15 protein-coding genes and 1 pseudogene are annotated in these 15,709 nt (G+C 73.7%); all 16 read right to left on the bottom strand.

Annotated features, from left to right (window positions below; translation table 11 throughout):
- Positions 1 to 19 precede the first annotated feature (19 nt).
- Positions 20 to 292, bottom strand: a pseudogene (locus I4I81_RS05860) (transposase); the annotation flags it as partial.
- A gap of 150 nt (positions 293 to 442) precedes the next feature.
- Positions 443 to 1,018, bottom strand: a complete 576-nt coding sequence (locus tag I4I81_RS05855; protein ID WP_218602065.1) for a carboxymuconolactone decarboxylase family protein — start codon at positions 1,016 to 1,018, stop codon at positions 443 to 445.
- A gap of 31 nt (positions 1,019 to 1,049) precedes the next feature.
- Entirely contained in the window at positions 1,050 to 1,976 is a 927-nt protein-coding gene (locus I4I81_RS05850) for an MBL fold metallo-hydrolase (protein ID WP_218602066.1), read from the bottom strand.
- Entirely contained in the window at positions 1,973 to 3,418 is a 1,446-nt protein-coding gene (locus I4I81_RS05845; RefSeq protein WP_218602067.1) for a flavin-containing monooxygenase, read from the bottom strand. The genes I4I81_RS05850 and I4I81_RS05845 overlap by 4 nt, the downstream gene beginning before the upstream one ends.
- 55 nt (positions 3,419 to 3,473) lie before the next feature.
- Entirely contained in the window at positions 3,474 to 3,884 is a 411-nt protein-coding gene (locus I4I81_RS05840) for a carboxymuconolactone decarboxylase family protein (RefSeq protein ID WP_218602068.1), read from the bottom strand.
- Positions 3,877 to 4,974 carry an ABC transporter ATP-binding protein gene (locus tag I4I81_RS05835; protein ID WP_218602069.1) on the bottom strand — a complete coding sequence of 366 codons (1,098 nt, stop codon included), beginning with the start codon at positions 4,972 to 4,974 and terminating at the stop codon, positions 3,877 to 3,879. The genes I4I81_RS05840 and I4I81_RS05835 overlap by 8 nt, the downstream gene beginning before the upstream one ends.
- Positions 4,971 to 5,870, bottom strand: coding sequence for an ABC transporter permease (locus I4I81_RS05830; RefSeq protein WP_218602070.1), 900 nt, complete (start codon positions 5,868 to 5,870; stop codon positions 4,971 to 4,973). The genes I4I81_RS05835 and I4I81_RS05830 overlap by 4 nt, the downstream gene beginning before the upstream one ends.
- Positions 5,867 to 6,814 (bottom strand): ABC transporter permease, encoded by a 948-nt coding sequence (locus I4I81_RS05825; RefSeq protein ID WP_218602071.1) that lies wholly within the window; start codon positions 6,812 to 6,814, stop codon positions 5,867 to 5,869. Before I4I81_RS05825 ends, I4I81_RS05830 begins: the two co-directional genes overlap by 4 nt.
- Positions 6,815 to 6,842: 28 nt before the next feature.
- Positions 6,843 to 8,369: an ABC transporter substrate-binding protein gene (locus tag I4I81_RS05820; protein ID WP_218602072.1), complete on the bottom strand. Its 1,527-nt coding sequence runs from the start codon at positions 8,367 to 8,369 to the stop codon at positions 6,843 to 6,845.
- Between the two features lie 62 nt (positions 8,370 to 8,431).
- Positions 8,432 to 9,475: an ABC transporter ATP-binding protein gene (locus I4I81_RS05815; RefSeq protein WP_218602073.1), complete on the bottom strand. Its 1,044-nt coding sequence runs from the start codon at positions 9,473 to 9,475 to the stop codon at positions 8,432 to 8,434.
- A gap of 178 nt (positions 9,476 to 9,653) precedes the next feature.
- Entirely contained in the window at positions 9,654 to 10,547 is an 894-nt protein-coding gene (purU, locus tag I4I81_RS05810) for a formyltetrahydrofolate deformylase (protein ID WP_226363775.1), read from the bottom strand.
- Positions 10,544 to 11,467, bottom strand: coding sequence for a bifunctional 5,10-methylenetetrahydrofolate dehydrogenase/5,10-methenyltetrahydrofolate cyclohydrolase (locus I4I81_RS05805; RefSeq protein ID WP_218602074.1), 924 nt, complete (start codon positions 11,465 to 11,467; stop codon positions 10,544 to 10,546). The genes purU and I4I81_RS05805 overlap by 4 nt, the downstream gene beginning before the upstream one ends.
- Positions 11,464 to 12,342 (bottom strand): methylenetetrahydrofolate reductase, encoded by an 879-nt coding sequence (locus tag I4I81_RS05800; protein WP_226363774.1) that lies wholly within the window; start codon positions 12,340 to 12,342, stop codon positions 11,464 to 11,466. The genes I4I81_RS05805 and I4I81_RS05800 overlap by 4 nt, the downstream gene beginning before the upstream one ends.
- Positions 12,339 to 13,289, bottom strand: a complete 951-nt coding sequence (locus I4I81_RS05795; RefSeq protein ID WP_218616525.1) for a carbohydrate kinase family protein — start codon at positions 13,287 to 13,289, stop codon at positions 12,339 to 12,341. The genes I4I81_RS05800 and I4I81_RS05795 overlap by 4 nt, the downstream gene beginning before the upstream one ends.
- Before the next feature lie 89 nt (positions 13,290 to 13,378).
- On the bottom strand, positions 13,379 to 14,620 hold the full coding sequence (gene metK / locus I4I81_RS05790; protein ID WP_218615863.1) for a methionine adenosyltransferase: 1,242 nt from the start codon (positions 14,618 to 14,620) through the stop codon (positions 13,379 to 13,381).
- Positions 14,617 to 15,708 carry a hypothetical protein gene (locus tag I4I81_RS05785; protein ID WP_218615862.1) on the bottom strand — a complete coding sequence of 364 codons (1,092 nt, stop codon included), beginning with the start codon at positions 15,706 to 15,708 and terminating at the stop codon, positions 14,617 to 14,619. The genes metK and I4I81_RS05785 overlap by 4 nt, the downstream gene beginning before the upstream one ends.
- Position 15,709 lies beyond the last annotated feature (1 nt).

The raw sequence follows: 15,709 nt of genomic DNA, 5'->3' as shown, positions 1-15,709 counted from the left end.
TTCATGTTCTCGTTCGCCCGCGCAGCTCCCGGACCTCCTGCTCGAGCTCGCGAACCCTCGCTGCCTCGCCGGTGGTGACACCGGGTTCGTAGCCGTCGTCGATGCCGGCCTGGCGCACCCACGACCGCACCGACTCGACCCCGTAGCCCGGTTGCTCGGCGACCCGTTTCACCGTGCCGTGCTCGCTACCCAGCTCCGCGCGCAGGGTGCGGGCCATCCGCACCGCGGCGGCCTTCTCCTCCTCCGAGTACCGACGCGTGGTCGGCTTGCCCGGGGACTGCTCTCCCGGCATGGCTCCATCCTCGTTTCCACGCTCAGGAGCCTCCACAGGACCCAGGGCGAGTCAGTGGCCGCCGGGCCGAGCGTCCGGTGTGCCACTCGCCGGTGGATCGCCGCCGCATCGAGTGCGTGGAAACGGCGTGATCCAGACGCGCGCCGCCCGTCACCCGGTGACGGGCGGCTCCACCCCGAAGACGGCGAGCTGGGTGGCGACCAGGTCGTAGTAACCCAGCAGCGCCAGCAGCTCGAAGACCCCCCGCTCGCCCAGCTCGGCGGCGGCCGCGTCGTACTCCGCGTCGTCGAGGTCCCTGCGGTCGAGGACGGCCAGGGTCGTGGCGAACACCAGCCGCTCCTCCCCTGACCTGAACGCCGGCTCGGTGCGCGAGGCGAGCCCTTCGATCTCGGCCCCCGAGAGACCGGCGGCCAGTCCCGCCCTGCGGTGGGCGTACAGCTCGAACGGGCTGGCGCGGTGGAAGGCGTGGAGCAGGATCGCGATCTCACGCGCCCGGTCGGAGAGCTCGAGATCGAACCGCAGCACCCAGCCGATCCGCTCGAGCACGCGGCCGAGCGGCGGGCTGCGCAGCCACGCGTCCGGCGGCCCGACCAGCCCGCCGTCCGGATGGACGAGGGAGAACGCGGCGGCCGGATCGGCCCGCCTGCCGTCGGTGAAGCAGGCGTAGATCTCGGCCTGCTCCGGGGTCATGTCGTCCGGACGCAGACGGGTCAGCCGTTCGGTCATCGTTCCTCCTCGTCGGCGGCAGGATCGCGGGTCACACCGGCTCGCCCTCGACGACCTCGTAGCGGTACCCGCCCGCCGGGTCGGTGACGACCCGGCCGGGTGCCGAGTCCGGGAAGTGGGCCGGGAACAGCAGCACGTCGCGGTCGGCGATCTCGTGCAGCAGGCGCCGCCGGGCCTCACCCGCGCGGTCGGCGTGAACGCAGAAGTCGGTGCTCATCGCGGGAAAGGCCAGCTGCAGGGCGTGATGGACCATGTCGCCCGCGAAGATCGCCCGCTGCCCGCCGGAGGACACCTCGACGCAGACGTTGCCCGGGGTGTGACCCGGTGCGGGGACGAGCCGCAGCTCGTCGCAGATCCGCAGGTCCGGCTCCACCAGGTCGAGGACGCCCGCGGTGCGCAGCGGCAGCACGCTGTCGGCGACGTAGTCGCCGAGCTGCTCCCGGAACCCGCTCGCCGACCCGCCGGTCCAGTAGTCGAGCTCGGCGGCGGTCGTGAGGTAGCGCGCGGCCGGGAACGTCGGCACCCAGGCGTCGCCGTCGAACCGCGTGGCGTAGCCGACGTGGTCGACGTGCAGGTGCGTGAACACGACGGTGTCGACCTCCTCCGCCGTGGCCCCCGCCCGGTGCAGCGCGGCGAGCCAGTCGTCGTCGCGGTGGTCGAAGCAGGGGTTGGGCCGCGACTTGCCGTTGCCGACGCCGACGTCGACGAGCACCGTCCGGTCCAGGGTCCGGACCAGGAAGCCCCCCATGTCGATGACGAGGAACCCGTCGTCGACGTAGGGCGGCTGCCAGTACCAGGCCGTCTCGTCGATGATGCGGGGGTCGAGATCGCCGAAGAAGCGCCGCGGGTCGACGCGGTAGTGGAACTGGACGAGCGGGGTGATCGTCACCTCACCGACGCGCACCCGCCGGTCCCGGGCACCGGCGTCGCGGGCGTGGGCCCGGACCGGCGCCGTCATCGCGGCACCGCGAACGCCCGGATGCCCCAGCGGTCGAGCAACCGGGTCACTACCAGGTACTTGAGGTGCGAACCCGGCCACTGGGTCACGTTGGCCCCTCCCGGGGAGTGGTAGTAGTTGCGGCAGCCCGACTCCATCGCCGAGGCCTTGCGGGCGATCTGGTCGTCGACCCACGCGACCCAGCGGCGCTGGGCCCGCTCGTCGGTGTCGACGTACCCCGCACCGCGTTCGAGTCGGCGCACGGCCCTGCTGGCGATCTCGGCCTGGCGCTCCAGCTGGGCGATGATCGAGAAGCCCCCGTTGGTGTTGGGCCCGTAGAGCACGAAGAAGTTGGGGAACCCGGCCACCGTCACGCCGAGGAACGCCGACGCCCGGTCCTTCCACGCGTCGTGGATGCTGCGCTTGTCGATGCCCCGGACGTCGAGCCCGGACAGGAACCGGGTCGGCTGGAACCCGGTGCTCAGGACCAGGACGTCGACGTCGTGGTGCACGCCGCGGTCGTCGACGAGCCCGTCACCGGTCACGGAGGTCACGGGGTGCGGGACCAGGTCGACGTGCGGGAGGTTGAGCGCCTCGTAGAACGTCGACGCCAGCACCGGCCGCTTGCACCCCCACGGGTAGTCGGGGGTCACGGCCTCGCGGGTGGCGGGGTCGTGCACCGTGCGCCGGATGTAGTCGGTGCACCGGCCGCGCATGGTCTCCTGCATCCGGCTGGTGGTGTCGTAGGCCTTGACGCGGGCGATGGACCGGCCGAACAGCAGCCCGCGGTGAAGGCGCTGGGCACCGGGTACATGGCGGTAGACCCAGCGCTCCCTCGCGGTGAACTCCCGCTCCTGCTTGGGCTCGACCCACCCGGGCTCGCGCTGGAACACCAGGAGCGACCCGACCGTGCCGGCGATGCCGGGGACGATCTGCGCCGCGGTCGAGCCGGTGCCGACCACGGCCACCCGCTTGCCCCGCAGGTCGACGTCGTCGCGCCAGCGCGAGGTATGGAAGGCGGGGCCGCGGAAGTCCTCCAGCCCGGGCCACTCCGGGTGGTTGGGCACGCTGAGCAACCCGAGCGCGGAGATCACGACGTCGAACTCGTGGCTCTCGCCGTCGGCGGTGCGGACCTCGTGGTGCTGCTCGTTCTCGTCCCAGAGGACCTCGGTGACCTTCGTACCGAGCCGCAGGAGCGGACGGAGCCCGAACGCGTCGACGACCTCGTTCGCGTAGCGCAGCAGCTCGGGCTGCCGGGCGTGCGTCCGCGGCCAGTCGTGGCGGTGGAAGGAGAAGCTGTAGGCGTGCGAGGGGATGTCGACCTCGCAGCCGGGGTAGCGGTTGTCGTACCAGGTACCCCCCACCTCGTCGGACTGCTCGAAGATCACAACCGAGGCGGAGGTGCGCTGCCTGAGCTTGATCGCGGCGGCGATGCCGCCGAAACCGGCTCCGATGATGCCCACGCGGATCGTCCGCCGGGGCGCCCTGCGCCGAGTGCGCGCCATGGGTCTCCTCCCTTCAGCTCGTGGGGGTTCCGGGGTCGGCCCGGTCCGTCTCGGCCAGCACCCGTTCGGCCTGGCGGAAGGCCTGCAGCGCCGCCGGCGCCCCGCAGTAGGGCGCGGTGTGCAGGAGCAGCTCCTGGATGTCGGCGACCGTGCAGCCGTTGGTCAGCGCCGCACGGACGTGCGACTCGAACTCGGTGGGGCGGTTGAGCGCGGTGAGCATCGCCAGCGTCACCAGGCTGCGGGTCCGGCGGTCCAGCCCGTCACGGGTCCAGACGTCGGCCCACACCGCGCCCGCGATCCAGTCCTGGGCCGGGCGGCTGAACGCCGACGCGTTCGTGTAGTTCCGCTCGACCAGGTCGGTGCCGAAGACCTCCTGCCGCACCGCCAGCCCCTCCGCCACATGCACGTCCTCGGGGTCACGCATCGCTGCGGCCTCCGCTCGTCGAGGTGGGGGCCCCGGCTGGCGGACCGGAGCCGGTGTGCAGCAGGCAGGCCACGCTGTGCCCGGTGGAGACCGGCTGCAGCTGCGGGTCGACCTCCGCGCACGAGGGCATCGCGTAGGGGCAGCGGGTCCGGAAGCGGCAGCCCGACGGGAGGTCCGCCGGGTTGGGCGCGTCGCCCTGCAGGACGATGCGGCTCCGGTTGCGCTGGACCCGCGGGTCGGGCACGAGCACCGCGGACAGCAGGGCCTTCGTGTACGGGTGCAGCGGTTCGCGCACCACGTCGAGGGTCGGTCCCTCCTCCACGATGCGGCCCAGGTACATGACCGCGACCCGGTGGGCCAGGTGCTGCACCGTGGCGAAGTCGTGCGACACCAGCAGGATCGACAGCCCGGTCTCCTGCTGCAGCGCGAGGAGGAGGTTGAGGATCTCCGACCGGGTCGAGAGGTCCAGCGCGGAGGTCGGCTCGTCCGCGATCAGCAGCCACGGCGCCAGCGCGAGCGCCCGCGCGATGCTGACCCGCTGCCGCTGTCCGCCGGAGAGCTGCTCGGGGTACCGGCGCGCGAGCCCGGCGTCGAGCCCGACGCGCGCGAGCAGCTCCTCCGCGGCCTCCGTGCTGCCGGCTCGCCGGATCCGGCGGTGCACGATCAGCGGCTCGGAGACCGCGTGGGCGATGGTCTTCGTCGGGTCCAGCGACCCGAACGGGTCCTGGAACACGACCTGCAGGCTGCGCCGCACCGCGGACAGCTCGCGGCCCCGCAGGCCCGCCGTGTCGCGCCCGTCGAGGCGCACGGTCCCGCTGTCCGGACGTTCCAGCAGCGAGGCCAGTCGGCCGAGGGTCGACTTGCCCGAACCGGACTCGCCGACCACCCCGACCGTCATCCCCGCGGTCACGTCGAGGTCGACGCCGTCGACGGCCCGCACCCGGGAGACCGGCCTGCCGAGGACGTTGCGGCTCAGCGGGAACGTCTTGACCAGTCCCCGCGCCTCGAGCGCGTGGGTGCCGGCCGGGTGACCACCGCCCTCGTCGAGGGCTCCGGCGGTGCGACCCCCGGTGTGCGTCGTGTCGGTCATCGCTGCCCCCGGGCCGACATGGCGTCGCGGATCGCGTCGCCGATCGTGTTGAACGCCAGGACCGTCAGGACGACGGCGATGCCGGGCGGGAGCACCGCGGTCGGCGCCTCGAACTGGTTCTCGTACGCGGTCCGCAGCATGGAGCCCCAGCTCGACTCTGGGGGCTGCACACCCAGCCCGAGGAAGCTCAGGCCCGCCTCGGACAGCAGGGCCAGTCCCATCAGGATCGTGGCCTGCACCAGGAGCGGGGCCGCCACGTTGGGCAGCACGTGCACCCGCAGGATGCGCGAGGTCGAGCACCCGATCGACCGGGCGGCGTCGATGAACGGCTCCTCGGAGACGGCCATCGCGGCACCCCGGATGACCCGGAAGAGCGTCGGCGTGAACACCACTCCCAGCGCGACCATCACGTTGACCAGGCCCGGTCCCACCACCGCGATGATCGCCAGCGCGAACGCAAGGCCCGGCAGGCTGAGCAGGGCGTCGGCGATCCGGCTCAGCACAGCGTCGACGTAGCCGCGGGACAGCCCAGCCCACAGGCCGGTCGGCACCCCGAGGACCAGCGCCACGCCGACCGAGATCAGCGGGGCGAGGAGGGCGAGCTTGATGGCGTGCATCAGCCGGGAGACGACGTCGCGGCCCAGGTCGTCGGTGCCCAGCGGGTGCTCGGCCGAGTAAGGCGCGAAGGCGTTCGTCAGGTCCTGGGCGAAGGGGTCGTGCGGGGACACCCAGGGGGCCAGGGCCGCCAGTGCCACGAGGAGCAGCACGAAACCGAACGCCACGACGCTCGAGGGCCTGCTCAGCAGCAACCGCAGGGTGCGGCGCCGCGGCGAGACGACCCCAGGGGGCGGCTCGGGGCGGCCCGTCACCGGGCCGGGCAGCGATGTGGTGGTCATGACGTGCGCACCTTCGGGTTGAGCCAGCTGTACATCCCGTCGACGACCAAATTGATCGTGACGACGATGGCGGCGGAGAGCAGGACATAGCCCTGCAGGATCGGGAAGTCGCGCTGCAGGATCGCGTTGATCGCGAGGGTGCCGAGCCCGTCGATCCCGCAGACCATCTCGATGACGATCGACCCGCCGAGCAGCCGTCCGGCCTGCAGCCCGAGGACGGTGACGACCGGGATGGCGGCGTTGCGCAGGATGTGGTGGCGCACCAGCCACGACGGGTGGGCCCCGCGGGCGCGCGCGGTCCGGATGTAGGGCCGCTCGAGCACGTCGGCGACGCAGCCCCGGGCGTGGCGCGCGAGCTCGGCCGCGGTGGCCAGCCCGAGCGCGACGGCCGGGATGACGATGTGGGAGAACCATTCGCCGACCCCGTCGCCGATCGGCGAGTAACCGGTGGCCGGGAGCCACGACAGTCCGAGCGCGAGGACCAGCACCAGGAGCATCGCGACCCAGAAGCCCGGCATCGCGATGCCGACGGTGGCCAGCAGCGACACCGTCCGGTCCACCCAGCTCCCCTGGCGCAGTCCCGCGACCACGCCGGCGGGCACGCCGACGACGACCGCGATGACGAGCGCCACGAACGTGATGGACAGCGTGGCCGGAGCGGCCCGCAGGATCGCCTCGGTCACCGGGTCCCCGGTGAAGACCGAGGTGCCGAGATCGCCCTGCACGATGCCGGACAGCCAGCTCGTGTACTGCGTGGTCAGCGGGCGGTCCAGGCCGAGCTCGACCCGGATCTGCTCGACGCGCTCCGGCGACGCGCTGTCGCCGGCCACCAGCTCGGCCGGGTCACCGGGCACCAGCTGCAGCAGCGAGAAGGTCAGCAGGGAGACCAGCCAGAGCACGATGAGGCCGCCCCCGATGCGGGTGAACACCGCCGTGGGTCTCACCGGGGCCCCCCACCGGTCGTGGACGCCGTCACGAGGGGTCGACGGCGACGTCGGTGAACTTGGTCTCGAGCGTCATGTCGAGGTCCTGCACGTCCGACTGGTACGCGGCGAGCCGCGGGGCCGTACAGATCGGCATGATCGGCGGACCGTCGTTGAGGACGTTGGTCATCAGCTCGTGCAGCGCCGGGGCCCGGCCGGCCGGGTCGAGGCTCGACGAGGACTCGGCGAGGAGCTCGGCCGTGCCGGGCAGGTCGTAGCCCCCGGGGTTGAAGATCCCGTCGGGCAGGTAGAAGTTCCGGACGAACGCGCTCTGGTCGGGCCGGGCGTTCAGGTAGACCGACACGGTGCCGTCGAAGTCGCCCTGCCGCCGCGCGGTGACGAACTGGACGTTCTCCATCGGGCGGATGTTCACCCGGATCCCGATCTCGCCCCACTGGGCCTGCAGGATCTGGCCGATCTGGGTGTAGTTCTGGGCCGTCCCGACCTGCAGCTCGAAGTCGAACCCGCCGGCCACGCCGGCCTCCGCCATGAGCTGCCGGGCGCGCGCGGGGTCGTACTGGGCGGCGGGCAGCGCGTCGAGCTCGTCGGAGTGGGCCCAGTCGTTGGGGTCGTAGGGCTGGGCGCTCGGGGCGCAGCCGTCCTCGCCGAAGACCGCGCGGGCGATCGCGGTGCGGTCGAGGGCGAGCATCATCGCCTGTCGCACGAGGGGGTTGCCGAACTCGCGGCGGCCGGTGTTGACCAGCACGCCCCAGAAGGACTCGGCGGTGTCGGGTCGCGCCACCTCCAGGTCGGTCGACTCGACCTCCCTGACCTGCGACGGGATGATGAACGCGGTGTCCAGCTGGCCGGAGCGCAGGGCTCGCAGACGCGCGCTGTCGTCGATGAGCACGTCGATGTCCACGCCGCCGATCCGCACGGCCGCGGCGTTCCAGTACCCGTCCCAGGCCGTGAACTGCAGCCGCTGCCCCTCGAACCGCTCCAGGGTGAAGGGGCCGGCGCCCGCGGACCGCTGGGACAGGTCCTCACCCAGCGAGGCGGGACTGATGATCATCCCGGCCTCGCCGGCCAGCACCCCGAGCAGCGGTGCGGGCGAGTCGGTCAGCTCGATCCGGACCTGCCGGTCGCCGACGGCCTCCACCCCCGCGATGTTGGTCAGCTGGCCCGAGAAGTTCGTGCCGCCGGCCCGCGACGCGTCGAGGTTGGCCTTCACCGCCGCGGCGTCGAAGGGCGCGCCGTCCTGGAAGGTGACCCCGGGGCGCAGGGTCAGCTCCAGGGTGCGGGCGTCCTCCGAGAGCGTCCAGCTCTCGGCGAGCGCCGGGGTGAAGCTCCCGTCCGGTGCGCGCTGGACCAGCGTGTCGTAGAGCATCCCGATCCACTGCGCCTCGTACGGGGCAGACCTGCGCGGGTCCAGCGAGGACGGCACGGCGGCGGCCCCGACCGTGAGCGTGCTCCGCTCACCGGAGCCGGACCCCGGCTCCGACGAGCCGCACGCGGCCAGCGAGACGGTCAGGGCGGAGGTCGCGACGATGGCGAGGAACCTGGTCAGCGTTCTCATGGCGTTCCTATCTGGTCAGGGGGCGTCATCGGCCCGGAACCGAGGTGGGACGTGCGCCAGATCTAGGGCGCGGCGGTCAGGCCGCGAGCGGTCGGCAGGGCGACGGCGTCGCCGTCGGCGGCGCGGGCGCACCGGACGGAGCGCCGGTCCGCCCCGGTCGACTCGTGCTGGGGGGCGCGGCAGCGCGGGTCGCCCCCGTGGGTGCAGCGGGGCTCGAACCGGCAGCCGCCGGGGAAGCGTCCCGCGGCGGGGACGCGACCCGGGATCACCGGCAGGAGCGTGCGGGGGCTGCCGGTCTGCGGGACGGCGTCGAGCAGCGCGCGGGTGTAGGGATGCCGCGGGGTGTCGAAGAGCTCGTCGACGCCCGCCCGCTCCACCACGGTGCCGGCGTACATCGCGACCACGCGGTCGCAGAAGTCCGCGACCACACCGAGGTCGTGGGTCACCAGCAGCACCGCGATCCCCTGCTCGCGGCGCAGCTCGCGCAGCAGCTCGAGGATCTCGGCCTGGATGGTGACGTCCAGCGCGGTCGTCGGCTCGTCGGCCAGCACGAGCCCGGGATCGCAGGCGATCGCGGAGGCGATCATGGCCCGCTGCTGCATCCCGCCGCTCAGCTCGTGCGGGTAGCTGCGGAGGCGCTTGCCGGCGTTGGCGATACCGACGCGGTCGAGGAGCTCCGCGGCCCGAACCAGAGCCGTCTTCCGGCTCTCGCCCAGGTGCAGCCGCCGGGACTCGGCGATCTGGTCGCCGACGCGCATCGTGGGGTCCAGGCTGCTCATCGGCTCCTGGAAGATCGCGCCGATGGCCCGGCCGCGGGTCTCGCGCAGCTGGCGCTGCGTGCTGGTGAGCAGGTCGCGGCCCGCGAGCCGGATCTGCCCACCGGTCACCGCGAAGCCCCGGGGCAGCAGTCCGAGGACCGCCATCGCCGTCATCGTCTTCCCGCAGCCGGACTCCCCGATCAGGGCCACCGACTCGCCGTGCTCGACGGTGAAGGAGACGTCCGAGAGGATGCCGGGCTGCGCGACGTCGCCGGTCAAGTCGATGGTCAGCCCGTCGACGACGAGCAGGGGCTCTGCCGTCGTCGCGCGGCCGGTGTCAGTGTTCATGGAGGACTCGATCCGTTGCGTCAACGACATGTGTCCGAACGGCGCCGCCCCCCGCCACTCCGACTGCGGGGGACCTGGAGTGATCAGGAGCACAGCCACTGTACGACGCCGCGACCACTCTTCCGGGCGACGAGAAGGCCGCCCGCTGTTGACGTGGGCTCAACGATCTGCCTCCTCGTCAGGGGAACACGACGGTGCGGTTGCCGTGGACGGCGATCCGGTTCTCGGCGTGCCACCGCACGGCGCGGGCGAGTGCCCGGCTCTCGACCTCGCGCCCGCGGGCCGCGAGCTGCTCGGGGCCCAGGCTGTGGTCGACCCGGACCAGGTCCTGCTCGATGATCGGCCCCTCGTCGAGGTCGGCGGTGGCGTAGTGGGCCGTGGCGCCGATGAACTTGACGCCGCGGACGTGCGCCTGGTGGTAGGGCCGCGCACCCTTGAAGCTGGGCAGCATCGAGTGGTGGATGTTGATGGCGCGGCCCTCGAGATGCTTGCAGGCGTCGTCGGAGAGGATCTGCATGTAGCGGGCCAGCACCACCAGGTCGACGCGCTCCCGGTCGACCAGGTCGAGCAGCTCCGCCTCGGCCCGCCCCTTGGTGTCGGCGGTGACCGGGATGTGCCGGAAGGCGACCCCGTGGCTGTCGGCCAGCCTGCCCGCGTCGGGGTGGTTGGACACCACGGCCACGACGTCGAGGTTCGGCTCGCCGACCGAGCTGCGGAAGAGGAGGTCGTTGAGGCAGTGCAGCAGCCGGCTCACCATCACCACGACGCGGAGCGGCCGCGTCGGGTCGACCAGCCGCCAGGTCATCCCGAACCGGTCGGCGAGCGCTGCCGTCCGCAGGCGCAGGGCCGGCAGGTCCAGCGGCGCCCCGTCGGCACGGGTGAACTCGACGCGCATGAAGAAGGTGCCGCCGTCGCCGGGGACGCTGCCACCGAGGAGGCTGCCGAACTGCTGGCTCGACAGGATGGTGCAGCCCTCCTCCACCAGCAGCCCCGAGACCGCGTGGACGATCCCGGGGGCGTCGGGGCAGGACAGCAGCAGCACTCCGCGCGTGGTCGTTCCGGGCGTGCTCACGGCACCTCCAGCAGGGTTCGGTCCGATCCCGGTCGCAGCGAGGCGGCGCGGACGGTGCTGCGCAGCAGCCAGACGTCCGTCACCGGCCCGACCCCGCCGGGCACCGGGCTCAGGGCGCCGGCACGGGGCGCGACGGAGGCCGCGTCGACGTCGCCGACCGTCCGCACCCGGCCGTCCGACCCGGTGGATGCGTTGATCCCGACGTCGATCACGATCGCGCCGGGGGTGACGTGCTCGGCCCGGATGAGGCCCGGCCGCCCGGCCGCCACGACGAGGACGTCGGCCCACCGGGTGTGGCGGCCGAGACCGCCCGTGCGGTCGGCCCACACGTCGACGGACTCCACCGACGCCTCCCGCGCGCACCCCAGGGCCACGGCGGGCTTCCCGACCGTGTTGGACCGGCCGACCACGACGATCCGCGACCGGTGGTAGAAGTCGGCCCGGTCCTCCCCCGCCGCGTCGAGCCAGGTGTCGAGCAGGTGGAACACCGCGGCCGGCGTCGACGGCACGAACCGCGGCACCCCCAGCGTCAGCAGACCGGCGTTCTCCGGGTGCACGGCCTCCACGTCCTTGGCCGGGTCGAGGGCCCGGAACACGGCGGACTCGTCCACGTGCGGCGGCAGCGGGCGCAGGACGAGGATCCCGGACAGGTCCGGGTCGGCGTTGAGCTCCGCGATCACGCCGAGCAGGTCGGCCTGCGTGGCGGTCGCGGGCAGCGGACGGGCCGCGTGCCCGATCCCGAACTCGGCGGAGAGCCGCTGCAGGCGCCGGCCGTAGAGCGCCGCGCCGTGGTCGGACCCCGCCGAGACGATCGCGAGGCCCGGCCGCCCTCCCCGGTCGCGCAGGCGGGCCACCTCGTCGGCGAGCCCCGCGGCGAGCGCGCGGGCGCAGGCCCGGCCGTCCATCACCCGGGCCGTCATCGGTCCTCCTCGGCCAGCCGGGCGAGCCAGCCCTGCCGCCACGACTCGGTGGCAGCGAGCTCGTTGAACGTGTAGACGTGCAACCCGGCCAGCGGGCGGTCCGGCCGGGCCAGCGTCGGCGCGAGCCGGCGGACCAGGCGGTCCGGGCGGTAGCCCCCGGGCAGCAGGAACCGGCCGATCAGGTTCTGCTGCTTGGCGAGGAAGCGGGCCGACTGCCCCAGCCCCAGGCCCGCGGCGATCCGGACCAGCTTGGTCCGGGCGACGGGGCCGGGCACGCCGACGCGGACCGGCAGGCCCACGCCGTCCTCCCGGATGCGCTGCGCCCAGCGCACGGTGGCCCCGGCGTCGAAGCACAGCTGCGTGACGACGTGCGTCGCGTGCGGCGCCTTCGCCACCAGCGCCCGCTCGATCAGGGCGTCGCCGATGCGGCCGTGCCCCTCCGGGTACCCGCCGATCCCGACGGAGGCGAACCGGTCGCCGTCGCGGTCGAGCGCCTCGAGCAGGCTCAGGGCGTCGGGGAACGGGCCCGCGGGCGCCGGTGCATCGCCGCCGATCACGAAGACGCCGTCGACGCCCGCCTCCCGCAGCCGGGACTGCACGTCGTGCAGGTGCTTCGCGTCCCGGATCAGCCGGGCCGCCAGGTGCGGCGCCGCCCGGTAGCCGGCCGCGGTCAGCCGGACGGCCAGGTCGAGCGTGGAGTCCAGCCCGCGGGTCTCGGTGGTGGTCACCGATACGGGCACCTCGGTCGGGACGTGGGCGAGGACCTTCTCCTCCGCGCCCCGCAGGGGCAGCACCTCGTAGGAGGCCTCGCGCAGCGCGGTCGCGAGCGCGGCCCGCACCGGCAGCGGCTCGGCACCCGTCGTCGCGGGCCTCACCGGGCCACCCGGTCCGGGGCGGAGCGCAGCAGCGGCCGCAGCTCGTCGGCGGCATCCGGGCCGTAGGCGTCGGCGAGGCGGGCCAGGTCGCGGGCCGGGTCGAGGCGCCACTCCTGGGCGCCCGCGGTCTCCAGCACCGCGGTGGCGACGAGTGCGCCGAGCTGCGCGGCCCGCTCGGTGCCCATTCCGTGCCCGATCGCGGCGAGGAAGCCGGCGCGGAACCCGTCCCCCCCGCCCGTGGGGTCGACGACCTCGGCCGCGGGCACCGCCGGGACGTGCACCTCGACGCCGCCGTCCACCAGCAGGACGCCGTCGGCGCCCAGCGTCGTGATCCGGGTGCCGGTCCGGCGGGCGATGTCGGCGTCGTCCCAGCCGGTGCGCCGGCGCAGCAGCTCCCACTCGTAGGCGTTGGTGAACAGGTACCGGGCCCCGTCGACGAGCGTGCGGCACTGCTCCTCGTCGAGCCTCGGGAGCTGCTGCGACGGGTCCGCCGCGAACGGGACGCCGAGCGCCCGCGCCCGGGCGGTGTGGGCGAGCATCGCCTCGGGGTCGTCGGCGCCGATCAGCACCAGGCGGGCGCCGTGGCGCTCGACCAGCGGGCCGAGGTCGATGTCGCGGGCCTCGCTCATCGCCCCGGGGTAGAAGGAGGCCAGCTGGCACTGGTCGTCGTCGGTCGTGCAGGTGAACCGGGCGGTGTGCGAGACGGCCGAGACGAGCACGCCGCCGCAGTCGACGCCGTGGGCCTCGAGCCAGGTGCGGTACTCCGCGAAGTCGGCGCCGACCGCGGCCACCAGCACCGGGGCCGCGCCGAGGACGCCCAGCCCGTAGGCGACGTTGGCCGCGACCCCACCGCGGCGGACCACGAGCTCGTCCACGAGGAAGCTCAGGGAGATCCGGTCGAGGTGCTCGGCGACGAGGTGGTCGGCGAACCGGCCGGGGAAGTGCATCAGGTGGTCGGTCGCCACCGACCCGGTGACGAGGACCGGGTCGGCGCCACCGGTCCGGGACGTCGTGCGGACGGTGGTCGGGGCGGTGCTCACCGGGCCACCGCGGCGGCGTCGCCGACCGACAGGCCGGCGGCCTCCCGCAGGGCGTCGGCGCGGTCGGTGCGCTCCCACGGCAGGTCGACGTCGGTGCGGCCGAAGTGGCCGTACGCCGAGGTCGGGGAGTAGATCGGCCGGTGCAGGTCGAGGTCGCGGCGGAAGGCGGCCGGGCGCAGGTCGAAGTGCTCGGTCACGAGCTTGTGCACCAGGCGGGGCTCCACCCGCTCGGTCCCGAAGGTGTCGATCATGAGCGAGACCGGCCGGGCCACCCCGATCGCGTACGCCACCTGCACCTCCGCCCGGCTCGCCAGGCCCGCGGCGACGACGTTCTTCGCGACGTGCCGCGCCGCGTAGGCCGCGGACCGGTCCACCTTCGACGGGTCCTTCCCGGAGAACGCGCCGCCGCCGTGGCGGGCGAACCCGCCGTAGGTGTCGACGATGATCTTCCGGCCGGTCAGGCCCGCGTCCCCGACCGGGCCGCCGATGACGAAGCGGCCCGTCGGGTTCACCAGGAGGTCGGCGCGCAGCGCGTCCGCGTCGTAGAGGTCGGCGGGCAGCACGGCCGTGATCACGTGCTCCCACAGCTCCTCGGTCAGCTGCTCGCGGGTGACGCCCTCGGCGTGCTGGGTGGAGACGAGCACCCGCTCGATCCCTGTGGGGACCCCGTCGACGTAGCGGACGGACACCTGCGTCTTGCCGTCCGGGCGGAGGTGCCCGAGGGTGCCGTCGCGGCGGACCACGGCGAGCCGGCGCGCGAGCCGGTGGGCCAGCGCGATCGGGGTGGGCATGAGCTCGGGGGTCTCGTCGGTGGCGTAGCCGAACATCATCCCCTGGTCCCCCGCGCCGGACAGGTCGAGCTCGTCGGCGGAACCCCGGTCGCGGTGCTCGCTGGCCCGGTCGACACCGCGGGCGATGTCGGGCGACTGCCCGTCGACCGCGACGAGGACGGCGCAGGTGTGCCCGTCGAAGCCGTAGTCGCCGTGGTCGTAACCGATGCGGTTGACCGTCTCCCGGACGATGCCCGTGTAGTCGAGGGGCCGCGGGGTGGTGATCTCCCCCGCCAGCACGACCATTCCGGTGGTGATCAGGGTCTCGCAGGCCACGCGGGCGAACGGGTCGTCGGCGAGCGCGGCGTCGAGGACGGCGTCGGAGATGGCGTCGGCGATCTTGTCGGGGTGCCCCTCCGTGACGGACTCCGAGGTGAACAGCATGTCGTGCGGGGCGGACTGGGTCATGTGACTGCTCCTTGGGAGAGGACCGGGGTCGGTTCGGGGGCAGGGGCGGGGTCGCGCCGGGCGGCGGGGAGGGAGGCGCGGACGAGCTCGGCGCCGGCCGCCATCGCGGCGAGCTTGGCCCGGGCGACGTCGCCCGAGAGGTGGCGCAGCCCGCAGTCGGGGTTGACGACCAGTCGCTCGGCGGGGACGAACTCCAGCGCCCGCCGGATCCGGGCCGCCACGATCTCGGGGGTCTCCACGCGCGGGCTCTTCACGTCGATCACGCCGACGCCCACGCCGCGGTCCCAGCCGTACCGGGCGACCACGGGGAGGTCGTCGTAGCCCTTGCGGGCGAACTCGAGGACCAGGTGGTCGACCGCGGCGTCGAGCACCGCGGGGAAGAGGAAGTCGTAGTGCCCCTCCCAGGACGGGCGGGAGTAGCGGTTGCCGTAGCAGACGTGCAGCCCCCAGGACACGTCCACGCCCGCGGTGACGAGGTTGATCGCCTCGACGGCGACGTCGACCTGGCCGGGGTGCCCGGCCAGGAACGGCTCGTCAAGCTGCAGCCGGGTCGCACCCCGGGCCGCCAGCGCCCTGGCCTCCGCGTTGAGCTGGCGCGCGACGGCCAGCACCAGTTCCCGGTGGTCCCCGTAGGCGTCGCCGCGGATGCGGTGGGCCAGCGAGAAGGGTCCCGTGAGGGAGAAGGTGATCGGTCGGTCCGTCTGCGCCGCGGTGAACGCGTAGTCGTCGGCGAGGCCGAGCGGGCCGGGGCCGGCGGGCTCGGGCAGCGGCGCGGTCACCCGCGGCTCGTAGTAGTCGAAGTAGAAGTCCTTGGCGGTGTGGGCGATCTCCACCCCGGGCATCCGGGCGAGCAGGTAGTCGACGTCGTTGTCGCGGCGCAGCTCTCCGTCGGACACGATGTCGATGCCGGACTGCTCCTGGTCGCGCAGCGCGGCCTTGATCGCCGTCTCGTGCACGTCCTGCATCTGCCGGTGGCTGATCCGGCCGCGGAACCACTCCGTCTTCAGCCGGGCCAGCCACTCCGGCACGGGCCACGACCCGATGACGGTGGTGGCGATCGGGCGCAGCTGCTCCGTCGGGGCGCCCATC

Source organism: Pseudonocardia abyssalis (assembly GCF_019263705.2).
Classification (GTDB): Bacteria; Actinomycetota; Actinomycetes; order Mycobacteriales; family Pseudonocardiaceae; genus Pseudonocardia; species Pseudonocardia abyssalis.
Note: the sequence above shows the minus strand (reverse complement) of the source record. Positions and strands in the feature narration are given on the sequence as shown.

Bases quoted from the DNA above. Each gene is read 5' to 3' on its own strand.
- I4I81_RS05855 (WP_218602065.1), bottom strand. From the start codon at position 1,018: ATGACCGAACGGCTGACCCGTCTGCGTCCGGACGACATGACCCCGGAG.
- I4I81_RS05850 (WP_218602066.1), bottom strand. From the start codon at position 1,976: ATGACGGCGCCGGTCCGGGCCCACGCCCGCGACGCCGGTGCCCGGGAC.
- I4I81_RS05840 (WP_218602068.1), bottom strand. From the start codon at position 3,884: ATGCGTGACCCCGAGGACGTGCATGTGGCGGAGGGGCTGGCGGTGCGG.
- I4I81_RS05835 (WP_218602069.1), bottom strand. From the start codon at position 4,974: ATGACCGACACGACGCACACCGGGGGTCGCACCGCCGGAGCCCTCGAC.
- I4I81_RS05830 (WP_218602070.1), bottom strand. From the start codon at position 5,870: ATGACCACCACATCGCTGCCCGGCCCGGTGACGGGCCGCCCCGAGCCG.
- I4I81_RS05820 (WP_218602072.1), bottom strand. From the start codon at position 8,369: ATGAGAACGCTGACCAGGTTCCTCGCCATCGTCGCGACCTCCGCCCTG.
- I4I81_RS05815 (WP_218602073.1), bottom strand. From the start codon at position 9,475: ATGAACACTGACACCGGCCGCGCGACGACGGCAGAGCCCCTGCTCGTC.
- I4I81_RS05805 (WP_218602074.1), bottom strand. From the start codon at position 11,467: ATGACGGCCCGGGTGATGGACGGCCGGGCCTGCGCCCGCGCGCTCGCC.
- I4I81_RS05795 (WP_218616525.1), bottom strand. From the start codon at position 13,289: ATGCACTTCCCCGGCCGGTTCGCCGACCACCTCGTCGCCGAGCACCTC.
- metK (WP_218615863.1), bottom strand. From the start codon at position 14,620: ATGACCCAGTCCGCCCCGCACGACATGCTGTTCACCTCGGAGTCCGTC.
- I4I81_RS05785 (WP_218615862.1), bottom strand. From the start codon at position 15,708: ATGGGCGCCCCGACGGAGCAGCTGCGCCCGATCGCCACCACCGTCATC.